Origin of the sequence: Mycobacterium sp. UM_CSW (genome assembly GCF_000455205.1) — a bacterium.
Taxonomy (GTDB): Bacteria; Actinomycetota; Actinomycetes; order Mycobacteriales; family Mycobacteriaceae; genus Mycobacterium.
The window spans coordinates 65,865-84,002 of sequence record NZ_AUWQ01000010.1 but is presented as its reverse complement, the minus strand read 5'-3'; the positions used below and the strand labels follow the sequence as shown (position 1 = coordinate 84,002).

Genomic DNA, 18,138 nt, shown 5'->3' with positions numbered 1-18,138 from the left:
CAGAATCGCATCCCTGCGGGCGAAATCATGCGATTCTGCGTCTGCTCGCGCAGAGGCCGTCCCTACCTGTCGAACTCGATGGGCAGGCTCAGCGGCCCGCTCAAACTGACCATCGGTTTCCACGGCACCGGCCCGGCTATGCGCGGGTTCAGCAGCCGGGCCGCGATCACGTTGAGTGCCTCGGCGATCTCACGCCGGGCCAGGTTGGCGCCCAGGCAGTAGTGCGCGCCGCCGCCGAACGTCAGGATCGGCGGCGCCCCCTGGCGGGTGATGTCGACGCGGTCCGGCTCGTCGTAGACCGCCGGATCGCGGTTGGCCGCAGCGGTATTCACCAGGACCATGGTGCCGGCGGGGAAGAGGTAGCCGTCCAGCTCGGCGTCCTGGGCCACCAGCCGCAGGGTTCCGCTCGCAATCGGCGAGTGGCGCATGGTCTCCTCCACCGCGAGCATCGCCAGCTCCGGGTTCCCCTTGAGCAGCGCCCACTGGTCGGGGTGTTCGCACAGGACGTGCACCGAGGCGGCCACCTGGTTGCGGGTGGTGTCGGTGCCCGCGAGCAGCAGGCCGCCGGCCAGCATGCGCAGTTCGGCCGCGTTGAGCCGGTCGCCGTCGTCCTCGGCGCGAATGAGGTCGGACAGCAGGTCGTCAGTGAGGCTGTTCCGGCGCCGGGCGACCATGTCGTCGACGTAGTCGTCGAGCTCCCGCCACGCGCGCATCACGACCGGTTCGACTTCGCGAAGATCGACGGTGAAACTGAAGGCCTTGAAGACGTCGTCGGCCCACGACGAAAACTGTTGCCAGTCCTCGCGCGGCGCGCCGAGCAACGCGCAGATGATCGGGACGGGGTAAGGGCGGGCGAGGTCGGTGACGACGTCGCAGCGACCCGCGTCGATGACCTGGTCGACCAGTTCGTTCATCACCGCGACCATGGTGTCGTGCAGGCGCAGCGTCGCGCGGGGCGTGAACGCCTTGGACGTCAGGCTGCGCAGCCGATGGTGCTCGTCGCCCTCCAGGCACAGCAGGCTGTTGACGACCTTGTCCCACAACGGCCCCGAGGTGACGCCCTGGACGAGCAGGTTGATGCCGGGCGGGATCAGGAACCGTGGGTCCCGAAGGACGGACCGCACCAGGTGATAGGACAGCACCTCGGGCCCGTGCGGCCCGAGCGCGACCGGCGCCTGCCGCTGCGCCGCCTGCAGGCGGGGATAGACGTCGGCGGGAGATTCCTCGGCGTCGTACTCCAGCGTCGGCAGGCCGGCATCGAAAACGCTTGGGGGAGCGGCACCGACGGTCATGACGGTCTCCTCGCGACGAGTTTCTCAGAATGTATGGCCACGCCGCGCGGCTGTCAACGACATCGGGTGCCCAATAGAACTTTGCCAGTAGCTCGCCATACACAATCGTGCCGGGTGTATTGCCGCCTGAAGGTCACCCCTGCTTCGTGGCGCGGGCCAGCTGGCCGCCCAGCAGCACGACCGCGAACACACCGCCCGCGATTCCCGAAATGAGCAACGGCAGTTGCCCGTTCGAACCCCACAAAAAGCCCGCCCACAACCCGGCCACCAGCACGGCCAGGCCGGTGGCGCCCTGGAACACGCCCTGGGCGCTCGCCTGATGCTCCTTGCCGGCGAGACCCGAAATCCAGGCCTTCCCGGCGCCGTCGGTGCACCCGGTGAACACGCCGTAGGCGCCGATCAGCAGCCATGCCGTCACCAGGTCGGTGGTCAGCCCCAGCCCGGTATAGCCGATCGCGAAGAACGCCAGACCGATCCCGAACAACGCCGGCTTGCCGATGCGGTCGGCGAGCGACCCGGCCGGGTAGCTGGCCAGGGCGTACACCGCGTTGTATCCGACGTAGGCCAGGATCACCTCGATCACCGAGAAGCCAATCTCGTTGAGCCGCAACAACAACAGGGCGTCCGGAAAATTCACCAAGCTGAAGCCGATGAGCAGTGCGGTGACCCGCCAGTAGGGCCGCGGCAAGGTGCGCACGCCGGCCCACATGGACTGCCGCTGCGGTCGCGGGGCGGGACGGCTGCGCTCTCGCGCGAGGAAGACGAGTGCCACGCTCAGGACGGCGGGCACGATGGCGACATACAGCAACGGCGGAATCCGGTGGTCGAGCAGTTCGTAGCCCGCCAACCCGAGCAGCGGACCGACGACGGCGCCCAAGGTGTCCATCGCGCGGTGGAAGCCGAAGACCCGGCCGCGCTGCGCCTCGTCCACGCCGTCGACCAGCAACGCGTCCCGCGGGGCGCCGCGAATGCCCTTGCCGAGCCGGTCGACGACGCGGCCCGCCAGCACGCCCGGCCACGCCCCGGCCACCGCGATGATGATCTTGCCCAGCGCCGCCATCCCGTAACCGGTGGCGATCAGCGGGCGCCGCGCAAACCGGTCGCCCAGCGGTCCCGCCGCCAGTTTCGTGAGCGACGAGGCGCCCTCGGCGACGCCTTCGACGGCTCCCACCACCGACGGCGGCGCACCGAGCACGGCCGTGAGGTAGATCGGCAGCAGCGGATACAGCAGTTCGCTGGCGGCGTCCTGCAAGAACGACACCCCGGAGAGCACCCGGACGTTGCGGGTGAGCCAGGCGGGCCATGAGCGTCGCGGTTGGATCGCTTCCCGTGTCACGGTCGTCAGCGTAGGGGAGGCGCTTAGTCCTTACCGCGCAACCGCACCATCCGGGTCGTGGAGCTCTCGTCCAACTCGACGACGTCGGACCGCGAACGCAGGAAATCGCTGAATGACCGGAATCCCAAAGACTTCTCGCTGAACGACGGGTCCATCCGTTTCATTTGCGCTTTGACGGCCGAGTTGTGCAGCCAGTCGGCGTCGTCTTTCTCCAGCCCGATTTGCAGCGCGCGCGTCAGCAGCGCGGTGGCGGCGGCCTGCGGGTCGGGTGGCTCCTCAGGGTCCTCGCGCTTGTCCGCCTTGCCGCGGCCGCTTGCTTTCTTCGGTTTGGCGGCCTGGGTGCCGGCGCCGGCCGGCTCGGGCTCGAACACCGGAACCCCCGGCAGCGCATCGTAGATGACGAATTCGTCGCAGGCGGCCGCCAGCGCCCGGCTCGACGCGCCGGCCACCCCGATGCCGACCACATACCGGCCGAGCCTCTTGCAGCGCTGGGCCAGTGGGATGTAGTCGGAGTCGCCGGCCACGATCACCACGTGGGTCAGGTCGGGCAGCCGGAACATGTCCTCGACCGCGTCGACGGCCAGCCGGATGTCGGCGCCGTTCTTGCCGTAGGCCGCCGCCGGGAACAGTTGGACCAGATCGACCGCGCGGGCCACCAGCTGTCCGCGGTAGCCGGCGTTGACGTCGGCCGACCAGTCCGCGTAGGCGCGGGTGAGCACCAGCGTCCCGAACGACGACGCGAAGTCGATGATCGCACCGACGTCGACCGTGGCCCGGCCCAGCCGATCGGCATGCTGCTCGAGCCCGGCGGCCTTGTCCCGCTGGAACGAGTTGCGCCCGTTCACCTGGTCGTACCGCGAGATCACGATGTTGTCGAAGTCGAGGTAGACCGCCACGCGGGCCATCGCCGGTTCGGTCATGCCCGCAATCTTGTCAGGCGCCGGCAGTCGCGCCGTCATCGGCCAACGCAAGAATTCCGCAAGAAATCGGCGAAAATTTGGCAAGCGGTGTGCCGCAACCTAACTGCATGAAGCGAGCCCTCGCCGGAGTCCTCGTCTCGGCCGGCTTGGCGGTGGCCGCAGCGGGGGCGCCCGCGGGCACCGCCCACGCCGACGACGACCACTGCTCGTCGAGGACGGGGTGCTACCACGGTCCCGGGATGCGCTGGTGTCCGGGCGACTACGTGTGGCCCGGTTTGCGGGCCACCGGGTGGGACCTGAACGTCTGCCACGTCTATCACGAGCAGTGCCCACCCGGGTACTACGGTGGCTGCCCCGACAACATCGTCGAGGGACCTCCCCCGCCGCCGCCCCCACCCGTCTTCCGCACCCGCGAGGAGTGCGAGCGGGTGCTCGGATTGATCTGCGCGTTCGCGCCGTAGTGCGGAGGGGACACCAAATGCGTTTCTTCTCAAGGAGAGTCACGACAATTGCTGTGGCAACCCTGGTGGCCGGGACGCTGGCGGCGTCGAGTCCCGCGCGGGCCGACGAGCCGGTTCAGCCCGCGCCCGGCCATACCTACCCGCTGCGCCCGCCGCCCGCTCAGGGGGATCCCTTCGCGGAGGCCGACGAGCTGCGGCGCCAGATCGCGGACCTCGACGCCAGCTGGGAAAGCCTCACCCCGGCCGAGCGAAACCAGCGGATCGCGGGCCTGCAGCAGCAGGTCACCAAGGTGGACCTGGACAGCCGCAACCTGCCCCAGGATCAAAAGGCGGGGGTGGACGCGATCCTGTTGCCGTCGCTCGTCCACCTGGCGGATCTGCTCAGGAAAGTTCAGACCCCGCCCACCTCGCCGTGCATCTTCCCCGCCTGCCTGCCCGGGCTGTAGCCCTCGCGAGCGCCGAGGTTGGTGGCCCCCGTGATGATCGCCCGATCGATTTGGCGAAGCGCGTGCACGGCGGTGAGAAACCGCCGGGCATCGGCGCCGAGCTCGCCGTCGCCGTCCTGGTGCCGGGCCGCGGTCTCGGCGGCGTCCAGATCGTCGGTCGCGGAGTTGACGGTGACGCCCTCGGCGCCGTCGATCGCGGCGCACAGTGCATCGATATTGCTTCGGGTTTGCGCCGCCGCCGCCATGAAATCCGTTGCCAGGCTTTCCGATCCGATCGGATCCTGGTATTGCTCGGCGCTGCGCGCCAGGCTGCGCCCGTGACGATCGCACGCGGCGAATATCCGCAAGGCCCGCCGGATGCTTCGCCGGCCGGCGAGCCCGGCCACCCCGGCCAGCAGCGGCTTGGCACTGACCCGGAATTGCTGCAGCGCCCGGTCGAGTTGGCGCGCCTGCTCGGTCGGGCTCACCGTCTCGTCGCCGCCGAACATCGTCGCGGTGGAAATCTCGATCAGCGCGGACAAGGCCGTCAAGAACGCGCGGCTGTCCGTGCGAATCGTCGTCCGGGTGTGGGTGGGCAGCACCAGGATGGCCACCGCCACGCCGATGACGGCCCCGATCGCGGTCTCTTCGATCCGCAGCATCAGCACGCCGAAGGAGAATTGGCCCATCAGGCCATACAGCAGCGCCAGCGTCGTGGTGATCCAGAAGGTCATCAGGCTGTACGTGACGGTCATGAAATAGAAGGCGCAGAACAGGCAGACGAAGATCGCCACCAGCGAGGCGGTGGTGTTCCCGGTGAACAGCGTGGCCACCAGCACGCCGCAGGGCACGCCCAGCAGGGTGCCGAGCAGCCGCTGCCAACCCTTGGTCAGGGTTTCGCCCCAGGAGTTCGTGCCGGCGAAGATCACGAACGCCGCGATCACCGCCCAATACCAGCGGGCCGGTGACACCAGCTCCCCGGTGACGATGGCCAGCGACGCGGCGACCGACACCTGGATGGCTTGCCGGGTGGTCGGGCGCAGGCCCCGCTCGGCGGCGCCGAGGTCGGCACCGCCCGGCGCCGGGGCCGGCACGTCCTCCGCGCGCTGCAGCGCATCCGCCCGCGCGGCGGCGGCACCTTCGACGACGGCCCGGACCTCGGCCGTCGCCCTGGCCGCGTTGATGATCGCCAGCGCCAGCCGGCGTACCTCGGCCACGTCCGCGTACTCGTCGAGGATCCGCTGCGCCTGGCTCGCGGCCCGGCGCAGGCCGTCGCCCTGCGGCGTGCGGATCGCCCGCGCCAGCTGTGCCAGCGCCCCGACCAGCTCGACGCGGGTGCTGACGGGAATGTCGGCGGAGAGCGCGGCCGCCCGTCGACCCGCCGTGGCGACCCATTCGATGGCCAGCTCGGCGTCGAACAGCCACGGGGCCAGTTGTTCGCTGGTGACCCCGGGCCAGAGCACGGCAGGATCTGCCTTGTCCTCGATCTGGCCCTGCACCATCAGCGCCGTCTCGTTGAGCCGGATGGTGCGGGCACGCATGCGGCGGCGGCGGCGTTCGTCGAACCGGCCGGTGCGCACCGCGTCGGCGGTGGTGTCGACGACAATCGCCATCCGCGCCCGCAACGCCCGAACGGTGGCGCTCAGCACGCGTTCGGGCCGGTCGGGCAGGACGTACGCGCTCATGACGAACGTGCACAGCGTCCCGACCAGCACCGCGCCCATCAACCAGGGCAACTCCGAAATGCGGGCCCGCAGATACAGAGTGAAGAAATAGGACATGAACGCGACCATGCCCAACGCCCTGCCGCGAGGCCCGAAGCGGCGGACGTAGACGGCGGCGAACACCACGGCCACGAACGCGGCATCGCTGGCCACCGGGTGCGGCGCAAGTGCCGCGGCGGCGGTGATGGACGCCGCGGCGGGCAGCGGCAGCAGCGCCATGGTGACCCGCTGCCGACGGGGGTCGGGCTCGTTGACCGATCGCGCCGCGACCATGGTGATGACGACACCGAGCAGGGCGACCGTCAACGGCTGGCCCGCCGCCTTGGTCACCAGGTACATGATCAGCAGCGAACAACCGAGGGCGGCGGTGGTGCGCGTCGCCATCCGGAGCCGCAGCAGGCCGGGATCCGACCCGATCCACCAGTCTCGGGCCCGTTGGTAGAGAACAGTGATGCGATGACCCCTCTCGTCGGCCGGACACCCCATGGTTACCCGAACCGCGCCGGGCGGCCCAGGCTAGTGTTCGACGTCGTGAGGGCGCCTACGCGGGCAACGCTGGCCGACGGCCGGGACCTCCTGTTCTTCGCGCTGCCCGGCCACCGCCCGGCGCCGGTCGAAGACCGCAGGCCGTTGCCGCCGCGGGCCCCGGACCAGTCGCAGCTGCGGTTCGACCGCTCGACCGGGCAGTGGGTGATCGTCGCCGCGCTGCGCCAGGACCGCACCTACAAGCCGCCCGCCGACCAGTGCCCGCTGTGTCCGGGACCGAGCGGCCTGACCAGTGAGGTGCCCGCCCCCGACTACGACGTCGTGGTTTTCGAAAACCGGTTCCCGAGCTTGTCCGGCGGCGGGCAGCCCGTCGGTGCGCCCGACGGTGACGGCTTCGTCTGCGCCCCGGGCCACGGCCGCTGCGAGGTGATCTGCTTTTCCAGCGACCACGCCGGGTCGTTCGCGGAGTTGGAACCGGCGCACGCCCGGCTGGTGATCGAGGCGTGGCGGCATCGCACCGCGGACCTGATGGCCACACCGGGCATCGAGCAGGTGTTCTGTTTCGAAAACCGCGGCGAGGAAATCGGGGTAACGCTGACCCACCCGCACGGCCAGATCTACGGCTACCCCTTCCCGACGCCGCGAACCGCCGCCATGCTGGCGCAGGCGCGCGAGCACCGAATGCGCCACGGCTCCAACCTCTTTGCCGACCTACTGGCGCGCGAGGTGGCCGACGGCTCTCGCATCGTCGCGCGCACCGAGCTTTTCACGGCGTTCGTGCCGTTCGCGGCGCGCTGGCCGGTCGAGGTGCACCTGTATCCGAACAGGTTCGTGCACAACCTCGTCGAGCTCCGCGAGGACGAACTCGATGCGTTCGCGCACATCTACCTCGACGTGCTCGGGCGGTTCGACCGGATGTATGCGACCCCGCTGCCCTACATCTCGGCGCTGCACCAGTTCGCCGCCACCGACGCCCAGGACGACGGCTACTTCCACGTCGAGCTGATGTCGATCCGGCGCAGCGCGACCAAGCTCAAGTACCTGGCGGCCTCCGAGTCGGCGATGGACGCGTTCATCAGCGACGTCACGCCCGAGGCCGTCGCCGCGCGGCTGCGGGAGCTCGGATGACGGTCCGCTACTCCGCCCCCGGGCGGGTCAACCTGATCGGCGAGCACACCGACTACAACCTCGGCTTCGCGCTGCCGATCGCGCTGCCGCAGCGCACCGTGGTGACCTTCACGCCCGACCGCACCGATGGAATCACCGTGCACAGCCAGCGCGCGCAGGGCGCGGTGCGATTTCCACTCGACACCTTTCCCGGTCAGGTGACCGACTGGGCCGCTTACGTTGCGGGGGTGGTGTGGGCGCTGCGTCAAACCGGCCAACCGATACCCGGCGGCACGATGTGGATCACCAGCGACGTGGAGATGGGATCGGGCCTGTCCTCGTCGGCGGCGCTGGAATGCGCGGTCCTCGGTGCGATCGCGGCGGCCGCCGGCATGCGCATCGACGAAAAAGAGCAGGCGCGGCTGGCCCAGCGCGCGGAGAACGACTACGTCGGCGCCCCAACGGGTTTGCTCGACCAGCTGGCCTCGCTGTTCGGGCAGCCGTCGACGGCGTTGCTGATCGACTTTCACGACCTCAGCCTCACGCCGGTGGCCTTCGACCCCGAAGCGTCCGGGGTCGCGCTGCTGCTGATCGACTCCAGGGCCCGGCACAGCCACGCCGGCGGCGAATACGCCGCCCGCCGCAAGTCCTGCGAGCGCGCGGCCGCCGACTTGCGGGCGTCGTCGTTGCGGGAAGTCTGGGATCGCGGACGCGCGGAGTTGAGCGCCGTCGGCAACCCGATCGATGCCCGCCGCGCGCGCCACGTCCTCACCGAGAACGGCAGGGTGCTGGATTTTGTTGCGGCATTGGCCAATTCGGATTTCATCGAGGCCGGCCACATCTTGACCTCCTCGCACGTCTCCATGCGCGACGACTTCCAGATCACCACCGAACACATCGATCTCATCGCCGATACCGCTGTGGGCGCCGGCGCTTTGGGCGCCCGGATGACCGGCGGCGGGTTCGGCGGCTGCGTGATCGCATTGGTGCCGGAGCGCCGGGCGGACGCGGTCGCCGACTCGGTGCGGCGGACGGCGCTCGCCGCGGGTCACCCACGGCCGATCATCACCCGGACCCGCGCGGGCGCGGGCGCGGGGCCGGAGGGGGAGTCGTGACGCAGCCGCTTGCATCGGCCGACCACGACGGCATCCGAGTGCTCACCCTCAACCGGCCCGACGCGCGTAACGCGTTGAGCCGCAACCTCGTTGAGTCGCTGTTCGACGCGCTGTGCGCCGCCGACGACGACGAGGGCGTGGCCGTCGTCGTGCTGACGGGTGCCGACCCCGCCTTCTGCGCGGGAGTCGATCTTAAGGAGGCAGCGGCCAGGGGCCCGGACTACTTCGCGGTGTACGAAACACATAACTGCGTCGCCCGCGTTGGGGAGATGCGCACACCCGTCGTCGGCGCCGTCAACGGCCCGGTGTTCACCGGGGGCCTCGAAATCGCGCTCGGCTGCGACTTTCTGATCGCCTCCGAGCGCGCCATCTTCGGCGACACCCACGCGCAGGTGGGCATCCTGCCCGGCGGCGGCATGACCGCTCGGCTGCCGCAACTCGTCGGCGCGGCGATGGCGCGCCGCATGTCGATGACGGGGGAGATCGTCGACGCCCGGCGGGCCGAACAAATCGGGCTGGTCACCGAGGTCGTCGCCCACGCCGACCTGTTGCCCCGCGCGCTCGAACTGGCCGCCCAGATTGCGGCCGTGCCGACGATCACCATGCGGGGGCTCAAGGAGATCTATCGGCGGGGATCGGCGGCGGTCGTCGAACCCGCACTCGCCGCCGAACAGAGCATCGCCGGCTCGCAGGCCCCCGCGGCAGATCTCGACCAGGCCTACCGCAGAGTGGCCGAGCGCAACCGCCGACAGCGGTGACGCTAGCCGTTACGACACCCATAGCTGTAACGTAACGGCTATGACCAGGGGTGCGTGCTCGATGTGCGGCGCCGGTTTCTCCGGGCGGTCGGACGCGATCTACTGCTCGTCGGCGTGCCGGCAGAAGGCTCACCGGGCGCGAACGGCCCGCCGGACCGCCGCGCTGCGCCAAACCGTTGGGCGAAGCTTCGTGGGGACACGGGACAGCGCCGAGGCCAGCCGGTCGCTGCAGATTTCCGTCGCAAAATCCTTGCAACGCGCGCGGCAGCAGGTGGATCGATCCCGCGAACTGTGTCGCCTCTCAGAGCGTCGGCTGCGGCAACGTGACGCACTCTTGCAGGGACGGGCGCCATGGCTTGGCAACTAGACGGCCAAGCGGCGGCCGTCGAACAGGCGCTGGCGGGCGGTACACCGCAGTGCGCCGGCTGGTTCCGCTTCTATTTCGAAGACCGACGCTGGGAATGGTCCGAACAGGTGCAGCGCATGCACGGCTATGAGCCCGGAACGGTGACTCCGACCACCGACTTGGTGTTATCGCACAAGCACCCCGACGATCGTCACCAAGTGGCCGCGACCATCGACGACATGGTCAAGAACCGTCAGCCGTTCAGCGCGCGGCACCGCATCGTCGACACCCGTGGCGCCGTCCACCATGTGGTTGTGGTGGGCGATCAATTCTGCGACGACGCCGGCGAGGTGATCGGCACCCACGGCTTCTACATCGACGTCACGCCGGCGCCCACCAGAAAATCCGAGGACGCCATCACGGCGAAAGTCGCAGCGATCGCCGAGCGTCGCGGCGTGATCGACCAAGCCAAGGGCATGCTCATGTTGGTCTATGGCATCGACGAGGATGCGGCTTTCAATCTGCTCAAATCGCTTTCCCAGGCGCGCAATATGAAGCTATGGCCGCTGGCGCGGCAGATCGCCGAGGACTTCGCCGCGTTGGGCAAGGAGGCCATCACCTCGCACTCGCGATTCGACCAGCGGCTGCTCACCGCCCACCTGCGCGCGGCTAGCCGGCCGGAGTGAAGCGGACCGCCCCCAGGTGCATCCGGTCGACGGCTTCGGCGAACTCTTCGCGGGTCGGGATGCGCTCGTCGCGGAACTTCAGTCCGATCATTCGCTGAGCGCGCTGCACGCCGTAGGACTCGGCGCAGCGGTGGAATAGGTCCGAGACGATGGTGCGGTCGCGGATGAGCTCGCCGCGCATGGCCGTCGTCTTGCCGTCGTAGACAACGTTGGCGGCCGCGCCGCCGCGGAAGTTCTGCTTCCACGGGGCGCCGGTCAGCGCATACAGCTCATGGTCGATCACGTGGGCGCTCACGGGAATTGTGAACTCCCGCCCCGTCTTTCGCCCCGTGAAGCTCAACACCATCAGCTGCTTGCGTGCCGGTCCGGCAAGCGGGGTGCGGAGCAGGAACCCGAGCACGGGGTTGACGAGACGCAGTAGCGCCGACGGGGGGTGCGCGGCGTCTATCGCGTGCGACTGTTCTGGCATGCCAACACCGTAAGGCCAATCGGGCGCCGCGGCGTAGGGAGTTCACCGCCGCGGCGGCCCGAAAGGCGGCCGACGATCAGGGGGTGATGGTCGTCTGGTCGTCGATGATGTTGGCGGCATCCATCAACGGCGCCTCGTCGGCCTGCAGCGCGTCGGCGTTGAGCTGCAGCACGTAAACCGCGCCCTGGCTGGGGATGACCACCGTCTTCTGTGCGACGGCCCGCGTCTTGCCGTCCCTCTGGTAGGAGCCCTTGAGCTGCCAGGCCTGAAAACCCCCGAGCGTGGACGCCGCGCCGTTGCCGGTGCCCTGATAGCCGGGAAGTCCGAGTAGCTCGTTGGGGGCGTACTGGATGATCTTCGCCGTGTCGACGTCACCGGTCAGTTTCGAATAGAGCGCCGAAATGGTGGGCGGATCGGACGGATTGGACGGCTGCGCCAAAACGATGCCGCCGTACGACGTGCCGGCGTTCTGGTTGATCTGCCAGCCCGCGGGCACCGGCAGGTCGACGTTGGGCCCAGGATCCCCGTGGTGCACCGGGGTCTCGGTGATGTGGGCGTCGCGAATGTAGTCGGCGATCGTCGGGCCGCCCTGCGCGCTCGGCGTCGAAGAGGTTTTCGAGGTGGTCGTTGAAGTCGACGTTGACGTCGAAGTGGATGTCGACGTCGACGGCGATGATTTGTTGCTAGAGCCGCACGCTACGAGCGCCAGACTCAGCGCCACGGTAATGGTTGCTGCGGTCAAGTGTTTCATAAGCAAACCTCCCGAAGATTGGGCCGGTACCAGCGCCAGCCACGCGGAATGAGACTAGCCGACGAAGGTGGCAAACGTTGCTAGTGAATTTCTCCGAACCCCCGGCATCGCCGAAATAACCCGCGAAGCGGCGGTCATGCAGTAAGAGAACAGCTATGCGGTCACGCGCCCGTTATCGGGCCCTCATCGCGTTGGTCGCGGCGGGCGCCGTGTTCCTGACGTTCGTCGCGGCGGCCCCGCCGATCGCCTACGACGGCGAACCCCCGCTCGTGACCGATCCCGTCGACCACGTCGACACCCTCATCGGTACCGGGACGGGCGGTGAGACCGTGGGGGAGATCAACAACTTTCCCGGCGCCTCCGCGCCGTTTGGAATGGTGCAGTATTCGCCGGACACCGTCGGCAACTACGCCGGCTACAACTACGACAACTCGCGCTCCAGCGGGTTCAGCATGACGCACGCCTCGGTGGGTTGCGCCGCGTTCGGCGACATCTCGATGCTGCCGACCACCACACCGATCGGCGCGCAGCCGTGGAACGCGTGGGAACGGATCGCCCACGACGACACCGAGCAGGGCCAACCCGGGTATTACACGGTTCGGTTCCCCGGCACCGGCGTGACCGCCGAACTCACCGCCACCACCCGCACCGGCGTCGGCCGCTTCCGCTACCCGCGCAACGGCCGACCCGCCTTGTTCCACGTGCGTAGCGGTGCGTCGCTGGCGGGCAACTCGCGCGCCACCATCCAGATCGGCGAGGACAACACCACGATCACCGGATGGGCGACCAGCGGCGGGTTCTGCGGCAAGAGGAACACCTACACGGTGTACTTCGCGATGAAGTTCAGCCGGCCGTTCATCTCCTACGGCGCCTGGGACGGCTATTCGGTGGTCGCCGGCGCCCGCACCGCGGCGTCGCCCTACAGCGGGGGCTACGTGGAGTTCCCGCCCGGCTCGGCGATCGAGGTGCGGACCGCGATCTCCTACGTCGGCATCGACGGCGCGCGCGCGAACCTCGCGGCCGAGGGCGGAGCCGGCTTCGACCAGGTGCGCGCGGCCGCGGCTTCCGAATGGAATGCCACGCTGTCGTGTATCGCGGTGGCCGGGCGCAACATTGGCAACCTGGACACCTTCTACACCTCCCTGTACCACTCGCTGCTGCACCCCAACACCTTCAACGACGCCGACGGGCGCTACATCGGCTTCGACGGCCTCATCCACACCGTGGAAAAGGGGCGCACCCAGTACGCCAACTTCTCCGACTGGGACACCTACCGGGGCCTGGCCGCCCTGCAGGGGCTGCTCTTCCCGAAGCAGGCCAGTGACATGGCCCAGTCGCTGGTCAACGACGCCGAGCAGAGCGGTTCGTTTCCCCGTTGGGCGCTGGCGAATTCGGCAACCGGCGAGATGACCGGAGACAGCGTGGTACCGCTCATCGCGAACCTATACACCTTCGGCGCCAAGGACTTCGACGCCCGTACGGCATTGCGCTACATGGTGCGCGCGGCGACCGAGGGCGGCATCGGGTTGGACGGCTACGTGGAGCGACCGGGCATCGCCACCTATCTGCGGTTGGGTTACCTACCGGACACGGCGGGGTTCGGCGCGGGCGCTTCGATCACGCTCGAATGGTCCGTCGACGACTTCGCCATCTCCCGCTTCGCCGAATCGCTCGGCGACGCGGCGACGGCCGCCGAATTCCAGTACCGGGCGCAGTACTGGCAGAACCTGTTCAACCCCAGCACCCGGTACATCTCGCCCCGCAACGCGATGGGATTCTTCCCCCCGGGCCCGGGATTCGTAGAGTCCGGTTCGGGTTTCGGCCAGGAGGGGTTCGACGAGGGCAACGCCGAGCAGTACCTCTGGTGGGTGCCGCAGAACGTCGCCGGCCTGGTGACCGCTCTCGGCGGCCGAAGCACCGTCGCCGGCCGGCTCGACCGGCTCACCGAAGAGCTGAACGTGGGTCCCAAGGAGCCGTATCTGTGGGCCGGCAACGAACCGGGCTTCGGGGTGCCCTGGCTGTACAACTACGTCGGCCAGCCCTGGAAGACTCAGCTCACGGTCGACCGGGTCCGCGGACTGTTCGGCCCGACGCCCGACGGTGCACCCGGCAACGACGACCTCGGCGCGCTGTCCAGCTGGTACGTCTGGGCCGCGCTCGGCCTGTACCCGAGCACCCCGGGGACGCCGATCCTCACCGTGGCCACGCCGCTGTTCGACCGCGCCGTAATCGCCCTTCCGCAAGGCGGTTTCATCCGGATCTCCGCCCCGGGCGCGTCCGGACCGCACCGCCTGAAATACATCGGTGGCCTGTCCGTCGACGGGGAGGCCACCGACCGCACGTGGATCCCGGAGCGCGTCGTCCGCGACGGGGGAGAGCTGAAGTTTTCACTGGCTGCCTACCCGAACAAGGCGTGGGGCACCGCCGAGTCCTCCGCGCCGCCGTCGTTCGGTGCGGGAAGCTCGGCGGTGACCGTCAACGTCTCGCGACCCATCGTCGCGATCGCGCCCGGGCATACGGGCACCGTCAAGGTCGACCTGCAACGGATGGTCGACGGCGCCGACCGCTACCGCATCACCGGCACGTCCTCCGACGCGGGGGTCACGGTGGCGCCCTCGTCCGGTCAATTCGGCGCCGACGGATCGGCCACGGCGGAGGTTCAGATCGCGGTGGCGCAGTCGGTGCCCGACCAGTACTACGCGGTGTTCCTCAGCACTGCGGCCGGCGAAACCGTCAGGGGGTCAGTCGTTTCCGTGCTCGTTCGCAGCAGTCCCGACGAGCCCTGAGCCCGGTCAGATCATTTCGTTCTCGGTCAGCCACCGCATCACCGGCCACCCGGCGAACACGGGCAGCCAGCAGGTCAGCACGCGGTAGAGCAGGACCGACGGCACGCCGACGGCGGCGGGGATGCCGAACGCGGCCAGGCCACCGATCAGGGCGGCCTCGACGGCGCCGACACCGCCGGGTGTCGGGGCGGCCGAGGCCAGCGTTCCGCCGACCATCGTCACCACCGTGCAGGTGACGAACGAGGCGCCGCCGCCGAACGCTTGGACGCTGGTCCAAAGCGCCAGCGCCGCACCGAGAGTCGTCCCGGCGCAACCGAGCACGATCAACCCCAGCCGCTTTGGCTCCCGGGCAACCTCAGCGAGGTCGCCGGCCACCTCCTTCACCCTGGGACGCAAGTCGGTCGCCAGCCACCGGCGCAGCCTCGGCACCAACAGAAAGGTGCCGACAATGCCCAGCGCGACACCCGCGATCAGGTACAGCACCGTGGCGCTCGGGACGTAGTGCCCAAGGTCCATCGACGCGCCCGCGACGGTGCTGAACAGGATCAGCAACACCAGGTGCATGATCACCTGCACCGCTTGCTGCATCGCCACCGCGGTGGTGGCCCGCACCGCGGACAGCCCGCCGCCCTTCTGCAAATACCGCGTGCTGAGGGCGAGGCCGCCGACCCCGGCCGGTGTCGTCGTCGCGGCAAAAGTGTTGGCCACCTGGGCTATTGACAGCTTCCAGAAGACCACCGATTCGTCGGCGCTCGCCCACAAGGCGGCGGCCGCGCCCACGTACGTCAGCGCCGATATCACCAGGCCCAACAGAGCCCACCACCAGTTCGCCCTACTCACCTGGGAAACGAAGGTCGGCACGGTGCTGATGAACGGGTACGCGACGTAGACCAGTGCGACCAGCAGCACCAGCTGAATGACCTGCCTGCGGGTGAACCGGGTGATCGTTTCGGTCTTGATCTGGTCCGCGCCGGTTTGACGTTTCACCTCGGCGCGGGCGCCGGAGATGACGGCGCCGGCATCGACGATCGATCGCCGGATCTGTTTGGGCATAGCCGTTTTGGTGAGCCGGCGCGAAGCGGCGAGCACGGTGTCCTTGCCGAACGTGTCGATCGCCGCGCCCACCGCGGACTCCGCGTCGTACAGCGCCGACGTCGTCACCAACAGTTGTGCGATGTCGGACTGGAGCTGGGTCTCGGTGGCCCCGTACTCGGCGTTGCCGAACCCGCCGAAGAGGACCGTGCCGTCGTCGACGGTGATCGTGGTCGCTCGCAGGTCGCCATGGGAGATCTGGTGGTCGTTGAGGGTGCGCAGCGATTCCCACGAGCGCTCGACCGGGGTCGTCATGGCGCAGTGGTCGAGCATCGTCCCTCGAATGGGCTTGTGGGAGTACAACATCCAGCCCCGGTCGAGGGGGGCCACGGCGATGGTCGACGTGTTTGCCAGGCCCAGGTCCCCGACGGCGATGGCCATCAGCGCGCGATGCTCGACGGCGCGGCGCATCGACGCGACCAGGGGCGCGGTCTCCCTGGCCCGCAGCCGCAGCTTGCGCCACAGCTGAACCAACGCGCCGCCGCTGCGCTGGTGCGGGCCGTACAATTCGATCAGCGCCTCGTCGGCGGCCGAATCGGAATCCCAGCAGGCCGCCGACAGCACGAGCGGCCCCGGTCCGGCGGGCCGGACCACCCGAAGCTCGGAGACCATGCATCCGCGTTTGGCCAGCGCGCGCACCGTGGCCTCCAGGGGCACCTCGAGGGCGGGGGTGCCGACGACCAGCACCACCAGCGCGCCGACGAACCACCCGACCGCGAGCCCGAGCAACGAGCGCGCCGGGACGATGGCGCTGATGAACAGGTGGATCGGCACGAAGGCCAGCAGCAGCGTCCACCACCAGTGCCGCCAGCGAGCGGGCAGCCAGGGACCCGAGACGGTCAGGACGGCCGCGAGCATCGCGATCCACCGCGGGTCGTCGAGGATCTGGGCCAGGGCGGTTTGGGGCCGGTCCGTGAGGTCGAAATGCCAACGCGGCGCCGAGATGCCGGTGCCGCTTATCGAGAGCGGGAGTACCGCGAGGAGAGCCGCGGCCGCGTAGGCGCCGAGCATTTTCCATTGCCGCGCGGCGATCAAACCAATCATGATCGCGAACGGCAGAGCCAGGATCGCGATGCCGTATACCAGGTACACGAGATCGGATTGGGTTGGCGTCAGCACCCCGACGATCTCCGAGATGGACTTCTCCAGCGCCACCCATTGCGGCCGGGTGATCAGCGAGCCGGCGATCACGATCGCGAAGAACACCACGGTCGCGGCGAGCCGAAGGATGTCGTTGGTTCGCCGGGTGATCGGTTGCAGCAGGTTGCCCGAAACGCTGATTTCGCGCCCGTCAACCCGCATGTCGAGACCTTAACCGGATACCTGGGCGCCAGCGTGGATGAACCTCGCGGACAGCTTGTTCACATGAGACGCGCGTAGGGTCGGCGAAGGTATATAGATAGTTGAGCTAGTCGAATTGGGGGACACGAGGGTGACCAGAACCGACAACGACACCTGGGAGATCACCGAGAGCGTCGGCGCCACGGCGCTTGGCGTGGCTGCGGCCCGCGCGGCGGAAACCGAGAGCGACAACCCGCTGATCAGCGACCCGTTCGCGCGGGTCTTCCTGGACGCCGCCGGCGAGGGAATGTGGAATTGGTTCGCGGCGCCCGACCTGCCCGCCGAGATCGCCGAGGCCGAACCGGACCTGGTGCCGCGGATGAAGCGAATGGTCGACTACATGGCCGCCCGGACGGCGTTTTTCGATCAGTTCTTCCTCGACGCGACCCGCGCGGGCGTGCGCCAGGTGGTGATCCTGGCCGCGGGCCTGGACTCGCGGGCGTGGCGGCTGCCCTGGCCCGATGGCGTCACGGTGTACGAGCTCGATCAGCCCGGGGTGCTGGAGTTCAAGTCCTCGACGCTGCGCGAGCACGGCGCCGAGCCCACGTGCAACCTGGTGCACGTCCCGATCGACCTGCGCCACGACTGGCCGGCCGCGTTGCGGCAGGCGGGGTTTGACTCGTCGGTGCCGAGCGCATGGTCGGCCGAGGGGCTGCTGCCGTTCTTGCCGGCGGCGGCCGAGGAGCTGCTTTTCGAGCGCGTCCACGCGCTGGGCGCCGCCGGCAGCCGGATCGCCGTGGAAGCGCATGGTCCGGACTTCCTCGACGAGGCCGCGCACGCGAAGCAACGGGAGACGATGCAGCGGATCCGCGACCTGATGGCCAGGCTGGAGCCCGACCGCGAAATCCCCGACGTCCAGGACCTGTGGTACTTCGAGGAGCGCGAGGACGTGGGGGACTGGCTGCGCCGGCACGGCTGGGACGTCACGGTCACTCCGGCTGAGGAGCTGATGGCCCGCTACGACCGTCGGCCCCCGCAGGACGTCGAAGACGCCGCCCCGAAGACGCTTTTCGTGGCCGCCGAGCGCAGCGAGAGGGAGTGAG

The 18,138-nt window shown here is 69.0% G+C and carries 15 protein-coding genes; 8 read left to right on the top strand and 7 right to left on the bottom strand.

Translation table 11 applies throughout. The annotated features are described in order from the left end of the window. Positions 1-62: 62 nt before the first annotated feature. From N415_RS04040 to N415_RS04030, 3 genes are all read right to left on the bottom strand, one after another. The gene (locus tag N415_RS04040; RefSeq protein ID WP_068177437.1) at positions 63-1,292 is read right to left on the bottom strand and encodes a cytochrome P450; all 1,230 of its coding nucleotides are present in this window, start codon (positions 1,290-1,292) and stop codon (positions 63-65) included. 133 nt (positions 1,293-1,425) lie between these two features. Further along, on the bottom strand, positions 1,426-2,628 hold the full coding sequence (locus tag N415_RS04035) for an MFS transporter (protein WP_239645441.1): 1,203 nt from the start codon (positions 2,626-2,628) through the stop codon (positions 1,426-1,428). A 23-nt stretch (positions 2,629-2,651) separates the two neighbouring features. Next, positions 2,652-3,548 carry an NYN domain-containing protein gene (locus N415_RS04030; RefSeq protein ID WP_068177514.1) on the bottom strand — a complete coding sequence of 299 codons (897 nt, stop codon included), beginning with the start codon at positions 3,546-3,548 and terminating at the stop codon, positions 2,652-2,654. 107 nt (positions 3,549-3,655) lie between these two features. Here N415_RS04030 and N415_RS04025 point away from each other — a divergent pair, with 107 nt between their 5' ends. Both N415_RS04025 and N415_RS04020 read left to right on the top strand, forming a co-directional pair. Next, the gene (locus tag N415_RS04025; protein ID WP_068177434.1) at positions 3,656-4,009 is read left to right on the top strand and encodes a hypothetical protein; all 354 of its coding nucleotides are present in this window, start codon (positions 3,656-3,658) and stop codon (positions 4,007-4,009) included. Positions 4,010-4,062: 53 nt separating this feature from the next. Further along, positions 4,063-4,455, top strand: a complete 393-nt coding sequence (locus N415_RS04020; protein ID WP_068177432.1) for a lipase chaperone — start codon at positions 4,063-4,065, stop codon at positions 4,453-4,455. On the opposite strand, the gene N415_RS04015 is transcribed toward N415_RS04020, so the two are convergent. Next, on the bottom strand, positions 4,401-6,542 hold the full coding sequence (locus N415_RS04015; RefSeq protein ID WP_068177512.1) for an FUSC family protein: 2,142 nt from the start codon (positions 6,540-6,542) through the stop codon (positions 4,401-4,403). The genes N415_RS04020 and N415_RS04015 overlap by 55 nt on opposite strands. Before the next feature lie 135 nt (positions 6,543-6,677). Here N415_RS04015 and galT point away from each other — a divergent pair, with 135 nt between their 5' ends. The 4 genes from galT (at position 6,678) to N415_RS03995 (ending at position 10,656) form a co-directional block, all read left to right on the top strand. Further along, positions 6,678-7,772, top strand: coding sequence for a galactose-1-phosphate uridylyltransferase (gene galT / locus N415_RS04010; protein ID WP_239645443.1), 1,095 nt, complete (start codon positions 6,678-6,680; stop codon positions 7,770-7,772). Beyond that, positions 7,769-8,866 carry a galactokinase gene (locus N415_RS04005; RefSeq protein WP_068177429.1) on the top strand — a complete coding sequence of 366 codons (1,098 nt, stop codon included), beginning with the start codon at positions 7,769-7,771 and terminating at the stop codon, positions 8,864-8,866. Before galT ends, N415_RS04005 begins: the two co-directional genes overlap by 4 nt. Further along, on the top strand, positions 8,863-9,624 hold the full coding sequence (locus tag N415_RS04000; RefSeq protein WP_068177428.1) for an enoyl-CoA hydratase: 762 nt from the start codon (positions 8,863-8,865) through the stop codon (positions 9,622-9,624). Before N415_RS04005 ends, N415_RS04000 begins: the two co-directional genes overlap by 4 nt. A gap of 351 nt (positions 9,625-9,975) precedes the next feature. After that, positions 9,976-10,656, top strand: a complete 681-nt coding sequence (locus N415_RS03995) for a PAS and ANTAR domain-containing protein (RefSeq protein ID WP_068177426.1) — start codon at positions 9,976-9,978, stop codon at positions 10,654-10,656. Here the strand turns inward: N415_RS03995 and N415_RS03990 are convergent. After that, a complete protein-coding gene (locus N415_RS03990; protein ID WP_068177424.1) occupies positions 10,640-11,125 on the bottom strand; it encodes a hypothetical protein in 486 nt (161 codons plus the stop codon). The genes N415_RS03995 and N415_RS03990 overlap by 17 nt on opposite strands. Before the next feature lie 76 nt (positions 11,126-11,201). Then, positions 11,202-11,876, bottom strand: a complete 675-nt coding sequence (locus N415_RS03985) for an LpqN/LpqT family lipoprotein (protein ID WP_068177422.1) — start codon at positions 11,874-11,876, stop codon at positions 11,202-11,204. Positions 11,877-12,031: 155 nt separating this feature from the next. Between N415_RS03985 and N415_RS03980 the strand changes: the two genes are divergently transcribed. Further along, a complete protein-coding gene (locus N415_RS03980) occupies positions 12,032-14,662 on the top strand; it encodes a GH92 family glycosyl hydrolase (RefSeq protein ID WP_068177420.1) in 2,631 nt (876 codons plus the stop codon). Positions 14,663-14,668: 6 nt separating this feature from the next. Here the strand turns inward: N415_RS03980 and N415_RS03975 are convergent, their stop codons facing one another. Further along, positions 14,669-17,056, bottom strand: a complete 2,388-nt coding sequence (locus tag N415_RS03975; protein ID WP_068177418.1) for a lysylphosphatidylglycerol synthase transmembrane domain-containing protein — start codon at positions 17,054-17,056, stop codon at positions 14,669-14,671. A 130-nt stretch (positions 17,057-17,186) separates the two neighbouring features. Between N415_RS03975 and N415_RS03970 the strand changes: the two genes are divergently transcribed. Beyond that, the gene (locus N415_RS03970; RefSeq protein ID WP_068177415.1) at positions 17,187-18,137 is read left to right on the top strand and encodes a class I SAM-dependent methyltransferase; all 951 of its coding nucleotides are present in this window, start codon (positions 17,187-17,189) and stop codon (positions 18,135-18,137) included. The last annotated feature ends 1 nt before the right edge of the window (position 18,138 follow it).